The following is an 18,620-nucleotide window of genomic DNA, read 5'->3' on the forward strand; positions in this document are numbered from 1 at the left end:
ATGACTATATGGGGTTTTAAAATGGATAAAAAGATAAAACAAGCAAAGGATAAAGAAAAGAAGGCACTCGACTCAAACGGGCTCGATGCCATCATCGATGATATGTTGGAGACCGTTAACCATAGTAAAGATGAGATTTTTAAAATTACCGAAGATGCCCGCGATGAATATGAGAACTTAGAGAAGCAATTACGGCAATTGCGGGTGCAAATTGAACAAATCATCCGAGAAAACGATTTATTAGAACGGAAAGAAAAGTTAGCACGTCAACGGTTAGCCCAGGTTAGTGAAAATTTCAATGTGCATTCAGAAGATGAAATTAGGGCAGTCTATGAAGAGGCCCATGAGCGTCAATCAGAATTACAATTAAAGCGTGAGCGTGAAGCGACCTTAAGAAGTCAACGTGATGACATTGAGCGCCGCTTGAAAAATTTAGAACAGACGATTGAACGGGCCGAGCAATTGGTCAGCAAAGTATCAATTATTTCAAACTATTTAATGGATGATTTTAAAGAAGTGCAAGATTTAATTCAAAATGCGAATGAAAAACAAAGCTTTGGTTTGAGGATTATGGAGGCACAAGAAGAAGAACGGTTGCGGATTTCGCGCGAAATCCATGATGGTCCCGCCCAGATGATGGCAAATGTTTTGATTCGGGCAGATATCGTCGATCGGACCTATCGTGAACGGAGTCCCGAAGAGGCGATGACTGAAATAAAAACAATGCGAAAAATGGTGCGTCAGTCACTGTATGAAGTTAGACGGATTATTTACGACTTACGCCCAATGGCTTTGGATGATTTAGGGCTGGTGCCAACCATCCGGAAGTATGCCCATACACTTGCGGACTACCATCAGGTCGAGATACATTTTGTTGAACAAATGGATATCGACCGGCTCCCAGAGAAATATGAAGTCGTGATGTTTCGTTTAATTCAAGAAGCCGTTCAAAATGCGATTAAGCATGCCAATACAAAAGAAATTGACGTCAAACTTCATGTTTTAAAGGATAAGGTTACGGCCTGTGTCAAGGATAATGGGGTTGGTTTTGACTTGAATGAGAAAAAAGAGCAATCGTTTGGTTTGGTTGGGATGCGTGAGCGCGTCGAGATGTTACAAGGGAAAATGACGATTCAATCAAAAATAGGAAAAGGCACGACGATTTTATTTAATATTCCTTTGAAATAACAAAGAATTTTCATTAAAATTTGATTAAAATCCGATTTCATTGTATATGTTTTGTAAAAAATTATGTATAATGTAACTAGGGTCAAACAAATGAAGTTGAAATATATTGACGCTTGTCATTTTTTTATTAAGAATTCCAACACATCACACTTAATGTTTAATACTTCACCAAACGGTGACATCGATTGACAGATAAAGTAAAAGAATGAGCCAAATGGAGGGGAACATATGACGACAAAAATAGTTTTAATTGATGACCATGTTTTATTTAGAGAAGGAATCAAACGCATCTTAGATTTCGAAGATAGCTTTGATGTGGTTGCGGAAGGTAATGATGGTGCGGATGCGTTAAGCCTTGTAGAAACATACCAACCGGACATCGTATTGATGGATATTAATATGCAGCAAATGAACGGTGTTGAAGCAACAAAGAAAATTTTCGAAAAGCAATCAGACGTTAAAGTCATTATCTTATCGATCCATGACGATGAAAATTATGTTACACATGCCTTGAAATCAGGTGCACAGGGGTACTTGTTGAAAGATATGGACTCTGAATCACTGATCCAAGCGATTAAAATCGTCAGCGATGGCGGGGCATACTTGCACCCGAAAGTGACCCACAACATGGTGAAAGAATTCCAGCGCATGAGTAATCAAGCGTCGACAGGTTTTGAGCGCGTTGAATACCGCAAGCCACTTCATTTGCTGACACGCCGTGAGTGTGAAGTGTTGCAACTCTTAGCCGATGGTAAGAGTAACCGTGGTATTTCTGAAACGCTATTTATTAGTGAGAAGACTGTCAAGAATCACGTCAGCAATATCTTACAAAAAATGAACGTAAATGACCGGACCCAAGCGGTGGTAACAGCGATTAAAAATGGTTGGGTTGAAGTATTATAATAAGCAAAAGCTTAGCTTGGTGTCATTGAACTGACATGAAAGCTAGGCTTTTTTGTCTGCACGTGGGTTTTATCGTTACGCTCCTCTTTCCCCATCGCTGTCCCTCAAAGTGGTAGCGAAGGGAAAAAGATATTCCCAGGGAGTTCACGAAAAGGTCTGTTATTTTAGCGAGAGATTAGGTAGAATAGTAAAGACGGAATATTACGCCAATAGAAGTTAAATAGATAGTCATAGAAAGGTTCGATTAAATGAAAGTAGCAGTTATAACTGATAGTACAGCTTACCTCTCCAAAGATATCCGCGATGAATATGGTATCCACATGGTTCCGTTAACCGTCACCTTCGATGATCAATCCTTTCAAGAAGAACTCGATTTAGGAGCAGATCAATTTTATCAACTGGTGAAGGCATCAAAAGATTTACCGAAAACGAGTCAACCGGCGATTGGTCATATGGTTGATCTTCTTGAAACATTAGCCGAAGATCATGATGCAGTGATCGCGGTACATCTGTCCAGTGGCATTAGCGGCACGTTTCAATCGATGCAGACGGCTGGTTCAATGGTTGAAGGGATTGATGTTTACACCTTTGATTCTGAAATCAGCTGTATGCCACAAGGCTTTTATGCCGTTGAAGCAGCAAAGCTTGCCGAAAGTGGGACAGCACCGGAAGCGATTTTAGCACGCTTAAATGAAATGAAAGAAACGATGCGGGCCTATTTCTTAGTCGATGATTTGGTTCATTTACACCGAGGCGGTCGGTTAAATGGCGCGCAGGCGCTCGTTGGTAGCGTCTTGCAAGTGAAACCGATTTTACATTTTGTTGATACGAAGATTGTGCCTTTTGAAAAGATTCGCACGCAGAAAAAAGCGATCAAACGCTTGCTTGATTTAATCGATGAGGATGCTAAAGACGGGACGCCGCTACGGGCCTCGGTCATTCATGCGAATTGTCCCATGCTTGCGGAAACGTTGATTCGTGAATTAAAAGAACGGTACACAAATGTCGAAATCACAATGAGTTACTTTGGTGCGGTGATTGGTACCCACTTAGGGGAAGGCTCACTCGGTCTCGGCTGGTACAAAAAATAATCGTTCTATTTTCAGATAGAACTTCCCGTTATCACGCTTTTTTTAGATTTTCCGCAGGAGAATCGATCACTTTTTCAGAAACATGTCACGCTTAGACAAAGAGGGTGGCATGTTTTTTTGTTTTGGATTCGTTATGCTAAAAAAGCAGGTGGGTCGCTGGGGCGTTCGCGCACGTTATAAGCTCACAACGGACAAGTTACAGTCTGGCACCGGTGACGGAGTAGGTAACTTGCGACAGGCGAGTGACGTCCCTTCACTGGTCGCGATTAGACGTTCGATCAGGAGCGATTAACTTACTGCCACGGCATCGGTAACACTACCGGCCGTTAGAGAGCATGACCAAGGAAGACCGTCGCGATGTATACAAAGAAGGAGTTGAGCAAAGCGATGCGAATAACAACTGAAAATAATCAACAGTCAGACCAGCTTCGTGAGTTAAAAAAAGAAGCAGATGAACGGGAAATGGAAAAAGTAGCAGCAAGCAAAAGAGCTAGACCGGCTACGGGAATGACTTTTAGCGGGCGATTATTACTTGATTATGAATACCAAGCGGTAGAAGCAGCCATCAGAGCCTTTGGTTCTCAGTTAACCGTCACGGCCGAACCGGGCCTTACACAATCACTTTGGCAACGCAAGTGTCACCGCTGCGGTAACACGGACAGCGCATTATTTGGTCAGTTTCCTTGTGCGGTCTGTGAACATACAGTTGCTTATTGTAAGTATTGTTTAGTGTTTGGTCGCGTCACCCGGTGCACGACGCTTTACCATATCAGTGAGCATCACGCTGACAGGCCGCAAACGCATGCTTCAGAAAGCGGAGAGAATGAAGCGAAAGTGCAGGTTCAAGGGGCTAATCTAGTGTTCAGTACGGGGATGCAGCTTAAAGATACCCCCATTAAACAAGGAAAGTGGGTCTCGTTTCAGTTTGCGAGTCAGTTATCACCACGGCAACAGTTCGCCTCAGACCGGATCGTTGAAGCAATTCAAACCGGACTTCCTGAGCTGCTTGTTTATGCCGTTTGTGGGGCAGGGAAAACGGAGATGTTGTTTTACGGGATCTTAGAAGCTTTAAGGAGCGGTAAACGGGTGGCGCTCGCTAGTCCGCGAGCAGATGTGGTCCGTGAACTCTATCCACGCTTTACCACTGTCTTTACCGAAATCGATGTCTTGTGCCACTACGGCGGATCAAACAACCATGACCAAGAAGCGCCGTTGACGCTTTTAACAACGCACCAATTGATTCGGTATAAGCAAGCGTTTGATGTTTTGGTCATTGATGAAGTGGATGCCTTTCCCTTTCATAATGATCCAGTCTTAATTCAGTTAAGTAAACGGGCTTTAAAAACGAGTGGGACGATGATTTACTTAACGGCTACCCCGCGAAAAGCCCACCTCAACGAAAAACTGCCCACTGTATTTGTCCCCAGCCGGTTTCACAATCATCCCCTTCCTGTTCCTGATAGCCGTTATGCCACGTTCACCACCCACCACCTACCAAAGCGCTTCTTTCATGATTATGCCAAGCACCAGTTAACCCAGCGACAGTTGTTGATCTTTGTTCCGACTGTTTCAGTGGCGGCTGTGGTTGAAGAAACGCTCCGTAAGCAGTTACCGAAGACGACAATTGCCGCTGTTCATGCCAATGACTGCGAGCGGATCGAAAAAGTAACTGCGTTTCGGCTTAGACACACCGACGTGTTGATTACGACAACCATCTTAGAACGCGGGGTAACCTTTCCTTCAGTTAACGTTTTTGTTTTTCAGGCTGATCATCACGTCTTTGATGAAGCAGCACTCGTCCAAATTGCTGGTCGTGCGGGAAGAAGTCCGCATGATCCAACAGGCATGGTGATCTTTTATCACAGGGGCACCACCCGGGCCATCAAACGAAGTATCCGGGCGATTACAGCGATGAATGCGCGGTGCCATCCATGAGTCGCTGTAGCGTTTGTGCCAACTCGCTTGCAAGGCCAATCAGTTGGACATATTTAGGCATTGACAAAGTTACCCCAGGCCTTTGTCAGACGTGTTTAGACGCTTTCGTGAGAATAAAAGCACCGCTGTGTCGCCATTGTGGGCGAGGACTAACAATTGAAGGGGAAGAGAAACGATGCCCGGATTGTGCTACCTGGGAAGGAGGCCCACTAATCTGGAACCGTAGTTTAGCAGAACGGAACCCATGGTTAACCGAGGTGATTTACCGGTTTAAGTACCGTTATGATTATGAAGTAATCTTAGGGTTTCAGTCACTGGTTCAAGCAGCGATTAAAGATTGTCTGGACGAACAAACGGCGGTCGTGCTTGTGCCGGTACCACTAAGTCAGGAACGTCTCCATGTCCGTAAGTTTAACCAAGCACTTGCTCTAGCCGAGATGGCCGGCTTAAAGATTGATCAGTGCCTTAGCCGAATGGAGACAGAAAAACAAGCGAAGAAATCAAGACAAGCGCGATTTGCTGCTTCGAATCCGTTTCGGTTGGCTCACCCACCCGCGGCAACAACCGTGCTCTTGATTGATGATATTTATACAACCGGTGTGACTTTGCACCATGCGGCAGAAGTCCTGCACGCGGCAGGGGTGGAAAAGATCTATAGTTTCACATTAGCACGATAGTCCTGTTAAAGATTTTAAAAAGTTGCCGATAATGAAAGGAGAAGCAAAAAAAGTTAACCCCTATCTGACGGCATAGTAATGCAAGATAAATGTAGCCGATAGGGGTAACCAATGATTAGTAGGGTATAGATAAATGAGAACAGAAACGCTAACTGAAAAAATGTAAGGTGGGAACGCTATGGGTCAATTAGAAAACTGTCCACGTTGTGGGGACTTATTTGTGAAAACAACACGTGATGTTTGTCAGAAATGTTACAAAGAAGAAGAAGAGAAGTTTGATATTGTGTACCGATTTATGAAAAAACGCGTCAACCGGGAAGCACGGATTCCGGAAATCGTTGAAGGTACCGGTGTGGAGGAAGATTTAATCATTAAATTTGTTAAAGAGAAACGTTTACGGGTTTCTCAGTTTCCTAACATGACGTATCCATGCGAACGCTGTGGGAAAGAAATTGCAGAAGGTAAGCTATGCGCCAGTTGTTCAGGAGAGTTAACCGGTGATTTAAAACAGCTGGATTCAATCGAATCAATAAAAAGACAACGTGAAAAAGAGGACAATAAAGCACAAACCTATTTTGCGGTGGATAAAGGCAGACGGAAACCTTAACAATCATACAACGCTGTGATAAAATTGGTAAATACCACTAAATAATTAAATGATGATGCCGATATAAAGATTACAACAGGCATTTAAACAGTCGGGGATATAAAAATTGTAAGCAAAAGGTAGGTGAGAAGGATGAAAATACATGGTTCACACCAAGTCAAAGTTAATCCTTATCAACAACAATTAAAGAAACAACACGAAGCTAAACACGATGGCAAAAAAATAAATGATCAACTGCAGATTTCTGATGCGGCCAAGAAAATGCAAGAATCAGACGGTGTTCACCCGAGTCGCGAGGCGAAAGTGAACCGGATTAAACAAGATGTTGAAACGGGGAATTACCAGGTGAACCCAGACCAAACAGCCAAAAGTATGTTGAATTTCTTACGTAAATAATTCGTCATGAGGAAAAGGCTAAGGAAGTCAGTAGCCTTTCCTTTTTCTATGGTAAAATAAATGATAAAGGAGTGATGAAGCAGATGGCAGACCAACCACTACTCAAAGTGATGCGTCAATTGATTGGGATACATGATAGTTTACTGCAAGTCTCGGTAAGAAAAAGTGAGTTATTAAAAGCCAACGACATGGAAGCAATCAATGAATTGTTGAAGATTGAACAAAAACATGTCCAAGCGCTAGAAAAGCTAGAACGTTTGCGGCAAGTAGAAACAAAGCAACTGGCTAAAACACTAGCAATCGAAGAAGACGCCCCATCTGTTTCGTTACTGATTGAGCGTTTACCAGAGGAACAGGTTAAACAAGACTTAGAAGCGGAAGCGACGCAGCTTGCCGCATTAATCTTAGCGATTAAACAACAAGAAGATTTGAATCAACAGTTATTAAAACAATCGTTACAGTTTGTCCAACTCCAAATGGATTTAGTCAAGCCAACGATTGATAGCTTTAACTATGGCACCCAAAAACAAGCGCACGACCCGGAACAAAAACGGTCCGTGTTTGATTCAAAAGCGTAGGAGGAAATCAGATGAGCTCAACCTTTCATGGGTTAGAAATGGCCAAACGGGCCTTAAGTGCACAACAGTCAGCAATGTATACCACCTCACACAATATTGCCAATGCTAATACCAAAGGCTATACGCGTCAGCGTGTTAATTTTGAAGCAATCAATGGCCTCACCTCAAGTCGTGAGCCGGGTGGTGTCACGGATACGGTCGGTAGCGGAGTTGAAGCGGGCTCAATCGAACGGATCCGCGAACAGTTTTTAGACGTGCAGTACCGTAAAGAAAACGGCAAAACCACTTACTATGAAAACAGAGCAAGTGCCATGCGGCAGATGGAGTCAATCATGAATGAACCATCTGAAGAAGGCTTATCCCATATTTTCGATCAATTTTGGAATTCACTGCAAGATTTATCAGTGAACCCGGAAGATTCAGGGGCACGGGCTGTTGTGGCCCAGCGCGGGGAAGCATTAGCGGACACATTTAACTATATCTCCACCTCGCTCGAATCCATTCGAGGCGATTTAAAGAATCAAATGGATGTAAAAACAACCGAGATGAATTCACTGGTTGACCAAGTGACGGCGCTCAATCGCCAAATTGGTGAGATTGAACCACACGGTCAAGTGCCAAATGATTTGTATGATGAACGTGATCGTCTGCTTGATCAACTCTCAGGGATTGCCGATATTACTGTTAAGTATGAACGAAGCTCAGGCATGCCTTCTGATATTGCGATGGGGAAAGCGACAGTGACATTAAACAGTGGCAGTGGTCCGGTTGAATTAACAAACGGCAACGATTATTCGAAAAAACATGTAATGATTGCCTATAATGACAACAATAACGCAGAAACGTTCCATTATTATGACCCAGCTGATCCGGCCCTTCCGGCTGACTTTACCGAAGCCGATGTTGCCGGTTTAGCAGGAACGACGTCAATTGCCGCTCATGACTACAAGGCAAGCGGAACCCTGCAAGGTCTCATGGAGATGAACGGGTATGTAACAGGCACAGGAGATGAAACTGGTGTTTATAACGAGATGTTAGCTGAGATTGATCAGTTAGCAACGGCGTTTATGACTGAATTTAATCAATCACATAGTGAAGGTACGGATTTAAATGGTGATGTAGGGATTGCTGACTTCTTCGTCTTAGACGGTGCCGGACGACCGTCAATGAACATGTCGGTTAACGCGGCGATTATGAATGATAAAGATTTAATTGCGGCAAGTTCATCAGGTGATTCCGGTGACGGTTTAAATGCAGTGAATTTAGCTGAGAGCTATACCAACAGTATTGCTGCACTTGGCAATAAAACATCGGTCAAAAGTTATTATGAATCAATGATTGGTGAAATGGGTGTGATTACTCAGGAAGCGTACCGGATGCAGGACAATGCCGGCGTGCTTCGTCAACAAGTGTCTGAAAACCGCGATTCTGTGAGTGCGGTATCATTGGATGAAGAAATGACCAACTTAATTAAGTTCCAACATGCATATAACGCAGCGGCACGTGGGATGACAGCAATTGATGAAATTTTAGACCGTGTCATTAACAACATGGGACTAGTCGGAAGGTAGTGAGATAAATGCGGATTACGCAAAGTATGTTATCTAACAATATGTTATCAAACTTAAGTAAGAGTAACAGTTCAATGAATAAGTATATGGACCAGCTCTCGACTGGGAAAAAGATTAATCGGCCCTCGGATGACCCTGTAATTGCGATGAAGGGGATGAGTTACCGAACCGAAGTGGCTAATGTCGATCAGTTTAAGCGTAACATCTCGGAGATGCATACGTGGATGGACACATCTGACGATACGTTAAATGAAACCACACAGATTTTGAACCGGTTACGTGACCTTTCGGTCCAAGGATCAAATGGGACATATGAAGAAAATCAGCGCGCAGCGATTGCGAAAGAAGTCGACCAATTAAAAGCACAACTGATGGAAGCGGCTAATACAAAAGTAAACAATAAGTTTATTTTTAATGGCACGCAGACAACCGGTGTACCAGATGGTGCTGATTTAAAAAAACCTGTGACCGTAGACGGGGCTGGTAACACGGTGGTTAATTTAGATGCAGTTGATTACAACCCAGTTATGTTAGAGGTGACACCAGGGACACGCCTTCAAGCAAATGTTAACCCAACGAATGTTTTCACACAGGATTTATTTGATGATATAACCGCATTTTCTGAAGCGTTACAGTCAGACGTCCCTGATCAAGATTTAGATCAATATATTGCTGTCATTGACGGCCATATTGATAATACAGTAAGTGAACGTGCAGATTTAGGTGCGCGTCAAAATCGGGTTGAGTTAATTGAAAGCCGCCTCGAAGGCCAGTCGATTGCGGCAAGAAGTATGATGTCGGCGAATGAAGATGCAGAGATTGAAGAAGTGATCATGAACTTAACAACGCAAGAAGCCGTCCACCGGGCCGCTTTAAGTGCGGGGTCACGCGTGATTCAACCCACCTTATTGGATTTTCTTAGATAATTGATTAGCCTTACCAGATGGTAAGGCTTTTTCTTAACGTTAACGGAAAGGACTGAAGCGGATGCAGTTACCACAATTACGTATCGATCAACAATTCGCGAAAATTGGTATAACTATGCAAGATGCGAAGGTAACAATGCAACATCAACCAGCAGAGCTTAGTATTCAGCAGCCACAGGCAGATGTTAATATTGATACGCGGCCGGGCAAACTATCCATTGATCAGTCACAAGCCTTTCACGATTTAGGTCAATACCCGGTAAAGGAAGCGGTCCGACTAGATGCTCAAGAAGGCAAGCAAAAAGTTGCGGAAGGTACAAGGCGGAGACGACAAGAAGGTGACCGGTTAATGAAGATCGAACATGGTGGGAATCCAATCGCACAAATTGCAAAAGAGAAGATGCCACGGCCACTTCGTCCGTTTGTGATGAGCGTGATCCCGTCTTATAATGCTGTTAAAATTGATTATCAACCGAGCGAGGTATCGATTAACAATCAGGCAAATAAACCGGTTATTAACGCAGAGACACGCCCGGTTGAACGGCAAGTAACACCGTCACAATTTGATGTATACTTAGAACAACAAAATAACATAACGATTGATTTTGATAATGTGAAATATGTTGGTCCACAGTACGAGTTATCGATTTAAAGGGAAGAGGATTCATTCGTCGCTGATGCACTGAGTGAGTGGAAAAAGAAGCATTTGTGATCAGGTGATTCTAACGAATCACTTTCAGTTTAGAGTCAATGAGTTAAAAGCAATAGATAAAAGACAGATGTGTGTTGAAAAATAGAAATGAGGGTGATTGTGTGCAAATCGATACGAAGTATTTTGGTGAAGTGGAAATTAATGAAGCGGATCAAGTAGTTTTTAGACAAGGATTACCTGGGTTTTTAGATGAGAAGGCCTTTATCTTATTAAACTTTGATCAACAAGCTATTTTTCAGGTGTTACAATCAACACAAACACCGGGTTTAGCATTTATTGTGGTGGATCCGTTTAAGTTTGTCAGCGACTACCAATTAGAACTTGATGATCAAATGGTGGAACATTTAGAGATTAACGAAGAAAAAGATGTCTTAGTCATGTCAATTGTCACCTTGAATGATGCGGTGAAAACATCAACAGCAAACTTGAAAGCGCCGATTGTTATCAACCAAGTAAAAGGTTTAGCAAAACAATACATTCAACCAGCATCAGATTACACAACGAAAGAATTAATATTTACCGGGTTACGTGAAAAGGGGGAAGGCTAGTATGTTAGTCCTGACGCGTAAAACAAATGAGCGCATTCAAATCGGTGAAAACATTGAAATTAAAGTGGTATCCGTTGATGGTGATCAAGTTAAACTCGGTATTTCGGCGCCAAAGTCGATTGATGTTCATCGCTATGAAGTGTATGAAGCAATCATTAATGAAAATAACCAAGCAGCAAGTCAACAGCTGGATGCGTTAGATATCTTAAAGAAACTTTAAAAAAGTTTCAAAAAGCATTTAACATTTTCTAACCAACTCCGATAATAGTAATACAGGCTGATAACTGCTGGAGACGGCCGCTTCAAAAGTCGTCAGCTAAAAAATCTTTCCACATGGATGTGGAATAAACATACTCAAGGAGGAAACAAATTATGATTATTAACAGTAATATTCCTGCATTAAATACCCACCGTCAAATGGGTATCAACCAAAATGCAATGCAAAATTCAATGGAGAAATTATCTTCAGGTCTTCGTATTAACAAAGCTGGGGATGACGCAGCTGGTCTTGCGATTTCTGAGAAAATGCGTGGTCAAATCCGCGGGTTAGATCAAGCAAGCCGTAACGCTTCAGATGGTATTTCTTTAATCCAAACAGCTGAAGGTGCTTTAAACGAAACACATAATATCTTACAACGTATGCGTGAACTTTCAGTTCAATCTTCTAATGATACTAACGTTGGAGTTGACCGTGCTGAATTACAAAAAGAAGTGGATCAATTATCACAGGAAATTAGTCGTATTTCTCAAACAACTGAATTTAATACGCAAAACCTTTTAGGTGGGGATTTTGAAGCGAAATTCCATATTGGAGCCAATGAAGGACAAGATATTAAACTTGAAATTTCTGACATGAGTGCTGAAGCGTTGAAAGTAGAAGGAGAAGCTTATACAGCTGATCTAGATACTACCAATTTATCAGGTATTGAAGTTATGAATCGTGATGGAGTAGATGTTCAGATTAACGTCGTGTCTGGTGCTTCTGGGACCGCTGAAACTACAGCAACAATAAATGCTAGTGGCGTAGCAGAAGTAACTTTAGCTACAAATGCTTCTGGGACAGTTACAGCTACGAAGGAGGATTTAGTTGCCGCTTTAGAAAGTGTTAGTGAGGATGCCGGATTCTCAATTATTAAAAATGATGCTTACACAGATACAGTAGCTGGTGCAACTGCTGTTGTTCAAGATTATGCTGATACTGCAGTGACTTTAGATGCTGATGAAAGTGCTAAAATTGGTGTTAATGTCTCTACACAAGAAGCTGCATCTGCAGCAATTACATCAATTAATGATGCAATTGAAACGGTCTCAGCAGAACGTTCTAAACTTGGTGGTAATCAAAACCGTTTAGAGCATACTATCGCAAACTTAGATAATTCATCTGAAAACCTTTCAGCCGCAGAGTCTCGTGTACGTGACGTTGACATGGCTAAAGAAATGATGGAAATGACGCGTGCTAATATTCTTTCACAAGCTAGCCAGAGCATGCTTGCGCAAGCAAACCAACAACCACAGTCAGTGCTTCAATTATTAGGTTAATAAAGTAATTATAGAGGGTCTTAGCCAATAGGCTAAGACCTTTTTTCTATAAAGAACTAAAAAATTAAACATAGGTTTTGCTGTAGTAAATACATATTATAATAGCTATAATTAAAATAATATAAAATTTATGGAGGAAGTGAATCAATGATTATTATTCATAAAGACAAAGTGGAACAAACTGCAAATGATGAAGCTTTAGAGATGTTATCAAGAATGATAGCTGAAATAACTTCAACGGATAACCTGATATTTAGCCATTTAGTTATTGATGATATTGAAATCTATAACGGTATAGAAGAATTCATTAGCGAAAATCAAACCGTAATCAATCAAATTGAAATTGTTACCCTATTACCTGAAGAGATATCTAAAGATATTTTAATTTCGATTAGATCATATTTGGAAAGAGCAATTCCGGCCATAGAAAATGTTATAACTTCGAACTACGGTGAACTAACAGCGGATTTTTTTCAGCAGGTTACGGATATGAGTGAAGGAATCGATTTCATTAATACGTTTGTGGAGAACTTAAAAACTATCAATCCGCTTATTTCTGATTTATTGAAAGAGGATTTAGCTAAATTAATTGTATCATTTAAAGAATTGGTTCTTGCACTTGAACAAGAGGATGGTATTTTAAGTTATGATATTTTAAACTATGAGATTAAGTCTGAGTTCGAGAAATTACAAGAATCGGTAAAGTTAATATTAAAAAAACAAGAAGGTGATGATTATGCACATTGATAATATTAATTATCTTAGAGAGAACTTTCCTAGAGTTAGAAAGTATATGCTCTCATTACCTGAAATTGAAAGGATTAACGTTGAGGAACTAAAAGCTAAAAATGATTCAATGACAGCTAAGATTCAGGTAGGAGAGAAAAAGGTTTTCCTTCACAGCAGTTATTCTCCAGAAAAAGAAGCTGAACAATTAATTCATAAAGAAACACAAGCGAATATCGATGAAGATTCGCACGTGATATTTTTTGGTATGGGTTATGGGTATGCGATAAAAGCGTTTATTTCAAAATATCCCAGTAAAGAGTATTCAGTTATTGAACCGAACATTGAAGTGTTTGAAAAAGTTAGTGAAAAAATTAGCTTTAGTAGTTTATTTAACACTAAATTGAAATACTTATTTGTTGCAGAAGAGTTTTCTTATGAAGAGATGATATCAAAAATAGCTCAGTCAATCGGTAAGCAGGTTAAAATTATTGCATTACCGACATATGCCAATTTATATAAAGCAGAAATAAGTCAATTGTATGACTTAACTAAAAATTTAATAAGAAATAAACGAGTAACTTTTGCTACAAATTATAAATTTCAATTGAATTGGATGGAAAATAGTATCAAGAATCATCGTTATGTTTTAGATACACCTAATATTGTAAGTCATGTAGATTTTGAGCAGTTTAGAAATAAACCCGTTGTTATCATATCAGCCGGTCCCTCTTTATCTCAGGATATTGAACATATCCGTTATATCAAAGACAATAAACTGGCTTATCTATTTTCAGTTGGGTCCGCAATCAATGCGTTAGTATCTGCAGATATTTTGCCAGATGCGGTGTTTAGCTACGATCCAGGTGTTAAAAACCATCAAGTATTTGAGAAATTAATTGCTAAAGGTTTAGATTCTATTCCATTGGTATTCGGATCTAGTGTAGGGTATCGCTTACTTGATCTGTATAAAGGTCCAAAAATGCATTTTATTACTTCCCAAGATCAGGTAACGAGATATCTATTGGGAGATGAAATTCTCAAAAAAGAATTAATTCTGGATTCACCATCAATTGCTGTAATGACTTTTCAAATTGTAAACAAACTTGAAATGGGTCCAATTATTTTTGCTGGTCAAAACTTGGGGTACTTATATAATCGGCGCTATGCAGAAGGAATTGATTATAATTTTATTGATTCAAACGTACAAGAAAAGGAAATGAACAATTCATTAAATGTTGAAGATGTGTACGGCAATGTCATACAAACAAATCTTGGTTTTAACAATATGCGAGAAAGTTTAGAGCGTTTTGCGAGTATGTATAATAGACAATATATAAACACGACAAAAGGTGGCGCCAAGATTAAAGGAATAGAGTTCAAGACGATTGAAGATGTAATTGAAGATGACCTGAAAAAGGGAATTAATAAAGATAACTGGTGGGAGGGAAATAATAAATATGGTGTGTTAAATTATCATAATAAACTAAATAAATTACATGACGCGATAGATGATTTTAAAATTGAATTGAACAATATAATAAATTTGAATGTTAAGATATCGAATACTGATGATAACAGCGCTCTTGAATGCTATTTTAAAGAGATTGATGCAGTCAGAAGTAAATTGGAAAAGAACGCATTTTATTCTTTCTTTATAGTGAAAACTATAAAGGTACAGCACGAACTAATGATTGAAAAGTTATTAAAATTATCAAAAGAACCCAATATATTGATCAGAAGTAACTTGGTAAATAATATGTATAATAACTATTTACCGTACGTTGTAAAAGCATCTAATATATTAGAAAGTCTATTTTTATCTGAAATAAAAGAGAATGACTAATGCTTGCATTTTATGATATGCCCTGAATTGTAAGATCAAATGCACAAACTTTTTTGAAAGATATTTCAATATGCTCAAAAAAGTTATACTTATAGTGTTTTGATTGATACTTATCCCTGATATTTATGCTATATTAGCTACTGGCTTGTAGCTTGTTCTTAACTTAAGTATATCTTTGTAGTGATATATTTATTGGGTTTAGTATACCAATGAATGAAAATTCAGAAGAGCTTAACCACGCATGGTACACTATAAGAACGGAGGGTATCGTCACAAGGTAGGACTTTTCCTATTCTATCCACGAAAGTAATGCTTACCAAGACTGCAAACCTCTCCTAGGGTGATGGGATTACAATACCTGTGTGATTTACGGTGGTTACTGGTTGTATAGCTTTTAGCGAGAATCAGAATCCATGGTACGTCTTGGCTTCTTCCTTAATGCGTTTATGCATAGTTCTGATCGTTTGTAAGTCAAATCTCGAAGTGACAATCTTTCTGTATGAACTGACCAAACATACCGTTATGACGATCATTCGAGCCTTTTCCCCGAGAAGCGTAAGCATAAGCTAATTCACGCCAATATGTTTAAAGGTGTCTTCCATATTATTCAGTGGTGCAAACGCTGATATTTTATCTATCGTGATGACTTTGAAACTCTGAAGAGCAATAAGCTTCATAATCAAAATATTGTATCTTAGAAGTATTCATATGATCTGTTTCGCAGCTTCTTCGTGACATAGTGTCGTGGTTTTTTAAAAAGAAACGTCAGAATAACAGTTTCGTCCTTAGTCTTTTTGCCGATGACGAAGGCTTATTTTCAGGTGAAGAAATATTTCTAACGTCAAGAACACCTTAATCAATAAGATTGTATATTATCTTCATACATGGTACGCATGAGTAACGGTATCAACGCTATGAACACTCACCTCGCTTTTTGTTGGTTTAAAAGATTCCGACAGTATGTTGAATTAATACTGATCGTATTTTCAATCTCTTTAGCACGATCGCGTTCAAGATTCTCTCTATACACACATGCACCCACGTCAGCAAAGTAGCTATCATAAAGTTGTATTTACTTTCTTACCAGTGTTAACTGTTCACTCGCCTTGTGTACGAAATCAGGTGAATTGGCCGATATGCTAATCACTAATATTTCAGGCACTTCTTTTTGTGTGTATTGATCAGATCTGAACATTTTTTTGAAGTTGGCTTTTGTTATTGTCTGATGATTGTTTGAGTGTGCGCCCTAATATGGTAAATTGATGTTGAGTCGTCTAGAGCGCTCCTAACTTATTAATTTAGTCACTCATAAGTATGGCGCATCTACATGGATTTTAATATTGATTAAAAAGCATATATACGTTTGACTTTATATTTCAAGTTACATAGTGAACCCTATCATCAATTAATATATTATTTTTGTTTTAATTAAAGGTTGGACAACTACGACCGATATAAAGATAAGGAAGATGATAGAAACATCAGCACACCTTGTGTGTTGGTTTTTTCTTTGCGATTGAATCTTTAGAGTGGGGGAGATAGACAGTGAAAGGTAAAGGATTTAAAAGTTTGAAGACGAAAATATTACTCGGCTTTATTGTTGTGTTAGTGTTAACCGCAGGACTTAGTACGTATATGATTTCGTTAATGTTACATACAAACGAAGAAACAAAACAGATGATTGAGGAAGAAGTACCGTTGTTAATCGTTAATGAAAAGCTTGCGATTAATATGCACGAACGGACGAACCTTTTAAATAGTTTTGTCTTTTTTGAAAGTGAAGGATACCGGGAAGCTTTTGAGGCAGGTCTTGAGGAGTCGATTGCCTTAGAGGAACAAGCACTCGCTTTAAGTGATTCTGAACAACTCGATGCGCTCTTGAGTTTGAAGGTAGACTGGGGAACGCGAACCAATCAAGTGTTTGAAATGTATGATAACGGGGATGTTGATCAGGCCCGTCGTTATTTAGAAAATCAAGTCGCACCAGTCTCAGTGACGTTAGTAGAAGGTTTCTCTGAACTATCTGCAAATCGAGAAGCGCGAATTGAAGAGCTTGGGGATACCGTCCTTTCAACCGGAGAAGTGATGACCTACTCATCAATCGTCATTACTTTAGTCATTGTTGTGATTGGCTTAGTGATTGCCTTTATTATGAGTGGCATGATCACAAAACCTATTCAACGGGTAACCGAACGGATGCGCTTAATTAGTGAAGGCAAGCTTGATCATGAATTATTTGAAACGAGACTTCGTGACGAGGCTGGTCAATTGATGATCGCAACCAATGAGATGAACCAACAAATGCACTTACTCATTCGTGAGTTAAATGAGGTATCAGATACGGTTGAACGCCACAGCGATGGCTTAACCCAATCAGCGATTGAAGTCAGTAATGGCGCTGATCAAATCTCTATTACGATGGGTGAATTAGCAGATGGTTCGGAATCACAAGCAACGCATGCGTCTGATTTATCAGAAGGCATGCAGAACTTAAACAATGATATGATCAATGCCTTAGAAAAAGGCCATGAAGCAAATCAAGAAACACAGGCGGTCATTACCTTAACGAGCGATGGTCAAAAATTAATGAAACAGTCGGTTCAAATGATGCGTGACATTGATAAGATTATTAAAACGTCGGTTGACCGGGTTGAAACGCTTGACCAAAATGCACAAAACATCTCACGGATGGTGTCCGTGATTCAAGACATCGCTGATCAAACCAACTTACTTGCCTTAAACGCATCAATTGAAGCTGCCCGTGCCGGTGAACATGGTCGTGGCTTTAGCGTGGTCGCTGAAGAAGTGCGGAAACTGGCAGAACAAGTATCGGATTCGGTAAATGAAATCACCGGAACAGTAGACACGATTCAGTCAAGTTCTAAAGAAGTGACAGAAGAACTGAATAACGGCTATGGTCGGATTAAAGAGGGGACAACCCAAATCGAATCAACCGATATGACCTTCGGTCAAATCAATCAGGCAGTCAACAAAGCTGCGGCAGGCATTGAAGCCATTGCTGATACGTTGGCCGGTGTTTCAAGCCGCTCAGCGCAACTGCTTTCAAATGTAGAAGAAGTCGCGTCTATTTCTGAGGAATCAGCAGCAGGGGTTGAACAAACATCAGCGTCAGTTGAAGAAATGAACGGCTCAATGGTTACCATTGCGGACGGGGCGAAAGATCTATCAGGCATGGTGAAAAACTTGAAAGACATCATTAATCGTTTTGAAGTATAACAAGATTGATCAACGAAGATAGGCCCTAGCGCCTATCTTCTTTTTATACATATTCATGCGAAAGATGCCGATATAAAGTGTAGTAGCATGTTTAAAACGCATTTAAAGCATACGGTTTAATAAAAACTAATAGACAATAC

The 18,620-nt window shown here is 40.1% G+C and carries 17 protein-coding genes; all 17 read left to right on the forward strand.

Translation table 11 applies throughout. From position 1 onward, the window contains the following. Positions 1 to 21: 21 nt before the first annotated feature. The 17 genes from DES38_RS00415 to DES38_RS00500 all read left to right on the forward strand — a co-directional run bounded on the left by DES38_RS00415 (position 22) and on the right by DES38_RS00500 (position 18,480). The gene (locus DES38_RS00415; RefSeq protein ID WP_110250105.1) at positions 22 to 1,188 is read left to right on the forward strand and encodes a sensor histidine kinase; all 1,167 of its coding nucleotides are present in this window, start codon (positions 22 to 24) and stop codon (positions 1,186 to 1,188) included. Positions 1,189 to 1,416: 228 nt separating this feature from the next. Next, complete coding sequence (locus DES38_RS00420) at positions 1,417 to 2,091, forward strand: response regulator (RefSeq protein ID WP_110250106.1); 675 nt, start codon at positions 1,417 to 1,419, stop codon at positions 2,089 to 2,091. 248 nt (positions 2,092 to 2,339) lie between these two features. Beyond that, complete coding sequence (locus DES38_RS00425; RefSeq protein ID WP_110250107.1) at positions 2,340 to 3,182, forward strand: DegV family protein; 843 nt, start codon at positions 2,340 to 2,342, stop codon at positions 3,180 to 3,182. 357 nt (positions 3,183 to 3,539) lie between these two features. Next, positions 3,540 to 5,117 (forward strand): ATP-dependent helicase ComFA, encoded by a 1,578-nt coding sequence (locus DES38_RS00435; protein ID WP_110250109.1) that lies wholly within the window; start codon positions 3,540 to 3,542, stop codon positions 5,115 to 5,117. A 107-nt stretch (positions 5,118 to 5,224) separates the two neighbouring features. Beyond that, complete coding sequence (locus tag DES38_RS00440; RefSeq protein ID WP_170114275.1) at positions 5,225 to 5,794, forward strand: ComF family protein; 570 nt, start codon at positions 5,225 to 5,227, stop codon at positions 5,792 to 5,794. A gap of 178 nt (positions 5,795 to 5,972) precedes the next feature. Then, complete coding sequence (locus tag DES38_RS00445; RefSeq protein WP_110250111.1) at positions 5,973 to 6,401, forward strand: TIGR03826 family flagellar region protein; 429 nt, start codon at positions 5,973 to 5,975, stop codon at positions 6,399 to 6,401. Between the two features lie 132 nt (positions 6,402 to 6,533). After that, on the forward strand, positions 6,534 to 6,797 hold the full coding sequence (gene flgM, locus DES38_RS00450; RefSeq protein ID WP_110250112.1) for a flagellar biosynthesis anti-sigma factor FlgM: 264 nt from the start codon (positions 6,534 to 6,536) through the stop codon (positions 6,795 to 6,797). A gap of 83 nt (positions 6,798 to 6,880) precedes the next feature. Further along, positions 6,881 to 7,375 (forward strand): flagellar protein FlgN, encoded by a 495-nt coding sequence (locus DES38_RS00455; protein WP_170114277.1) that lies wholly within the window; start codon positions 6,881 to 6,883, stop codon positions 7,373 to 7,375. Positions 7,376 to 7,386: 11 nt separating this feature from the next. Continuing rightward, a complete protein-coding gene (gene flgK, locus DES38_RS00460; protein WP_110250114.1) occupies positions 7,387 to 8,946 on the forward strand; it encodes a flagellar hook-associated protein FlgK in 1,560 nt (519 codons plus the stop codon). Positions 8,947 to 8,954: 8 nt separating this feature from the next. Continuing rightward, entirely contained in the window at positions 8,955 to 9,872 is a 918-nt protein-coding gene (gene flgL, locus DES38_RS00465) for a flagellar hook-associated protein FlgL (RefSeq protein WP_110250115.1), read from the forward strand. A gap of 61 nt (positions 9,873 to 9,933) precedes the next feature. Continuing rightward, on the forward strand, positions 9,934 to 10,524 hold the full coding sequence (locus DES38_RS00470; RefSeq protein ID WP_110250116.1) for a DUF6470 family protein: 591 nt from the start codon (positions 9,934 to 9,936) through the stop codon (positions 10,522 to 10,524). Positions 10,525 to 10,685: 161 nt separating this feature from the next. Next, a complete protein-coding gene (gene fliW, locus DES38_RS00475) occupies positions 10,686 to 11,132 on the forward strand; it encodes a flagellar assembly protein FliW (RefSeq protein ID WP_110250117.1) in 447 nt (148 codons plus the stop codon). A 1-nt stretch (position 11,133) separates the two neighbouring features. Beyond that, positions 11,134 to 11,352, forward strand: a complete 219-nt coding sequence (gene csrA, locus DES38_RS00480) for a carbon storage regulator CsrA (RefSeq protein ID WP_110250118.1) — start codon at positions 11,134 to 11,136, stop codon at positions 11,350 to 11,352. Positions 11,353 to 11,504: 152 nt separating this feature from the next. After that, the gene (locus DES38_RS00485; protein WP_110250119.1) at positions 11,505 to 12,671 is read left to right on the forward strand and encodes a flagellin N-terminal helical domain-containing protein; all 1,167 of its coding nucleotides are present in this window, start codon (positions 11,505 to 11,507) and stop codon (positions 12,669 to 12,671) included. A 147-nt stretch (positions 12,672 to 12,818) separates the two neighbouring features. Then, the gene (locus DES38_RS00490) at positions 12,819 to 13,418 is read left to right on the forward strand and encodes a hypothetical protein (RefSeq protein WP_110250120.1); all 600 of its coding nucleotides are present in this window, start codon (positions 12,819 to 12,821) and stop codon (positions 13,416 to 13,418) included. Next, positions 13,408 to 15,243, forward strand: coding sequence for a motility associated factor glycosyltransferase family protein (locus DES38_RS00495; RefSeq protein WP_170114279.1), 1,836 nt, complete (start codon positions 13,408 to 13,410; stop codon positions 15,241 to 15,243). Before DES38_RS00490 ends, DES38_RS00495 begins: the two co-directional genes overlap by 11 nt. 1,545 nt (positions 15,244 to 16,788) lie before the next feature. Then, entirely contained in the window at positions 16,789 to 18,480 is a 1,692-nt protein-coding gene (locus tag DES38_RS00500; RefSeq protein ID WP_110250122.1) for a methyl-accepting chemotaxis protein, read from the forward strand. Positions 18,481 to 18,620 lie beyond the last annotated feature (140 nt).

This window comes from Streptohalobacillus salinus (assembly GCF_003201605.1).
Lineage (GTDB): Bacteria > Bacillota > Bacilli > Bacillales > Amphibacillaceae > Streptohalobacillus > Streptohalobacillus salinus.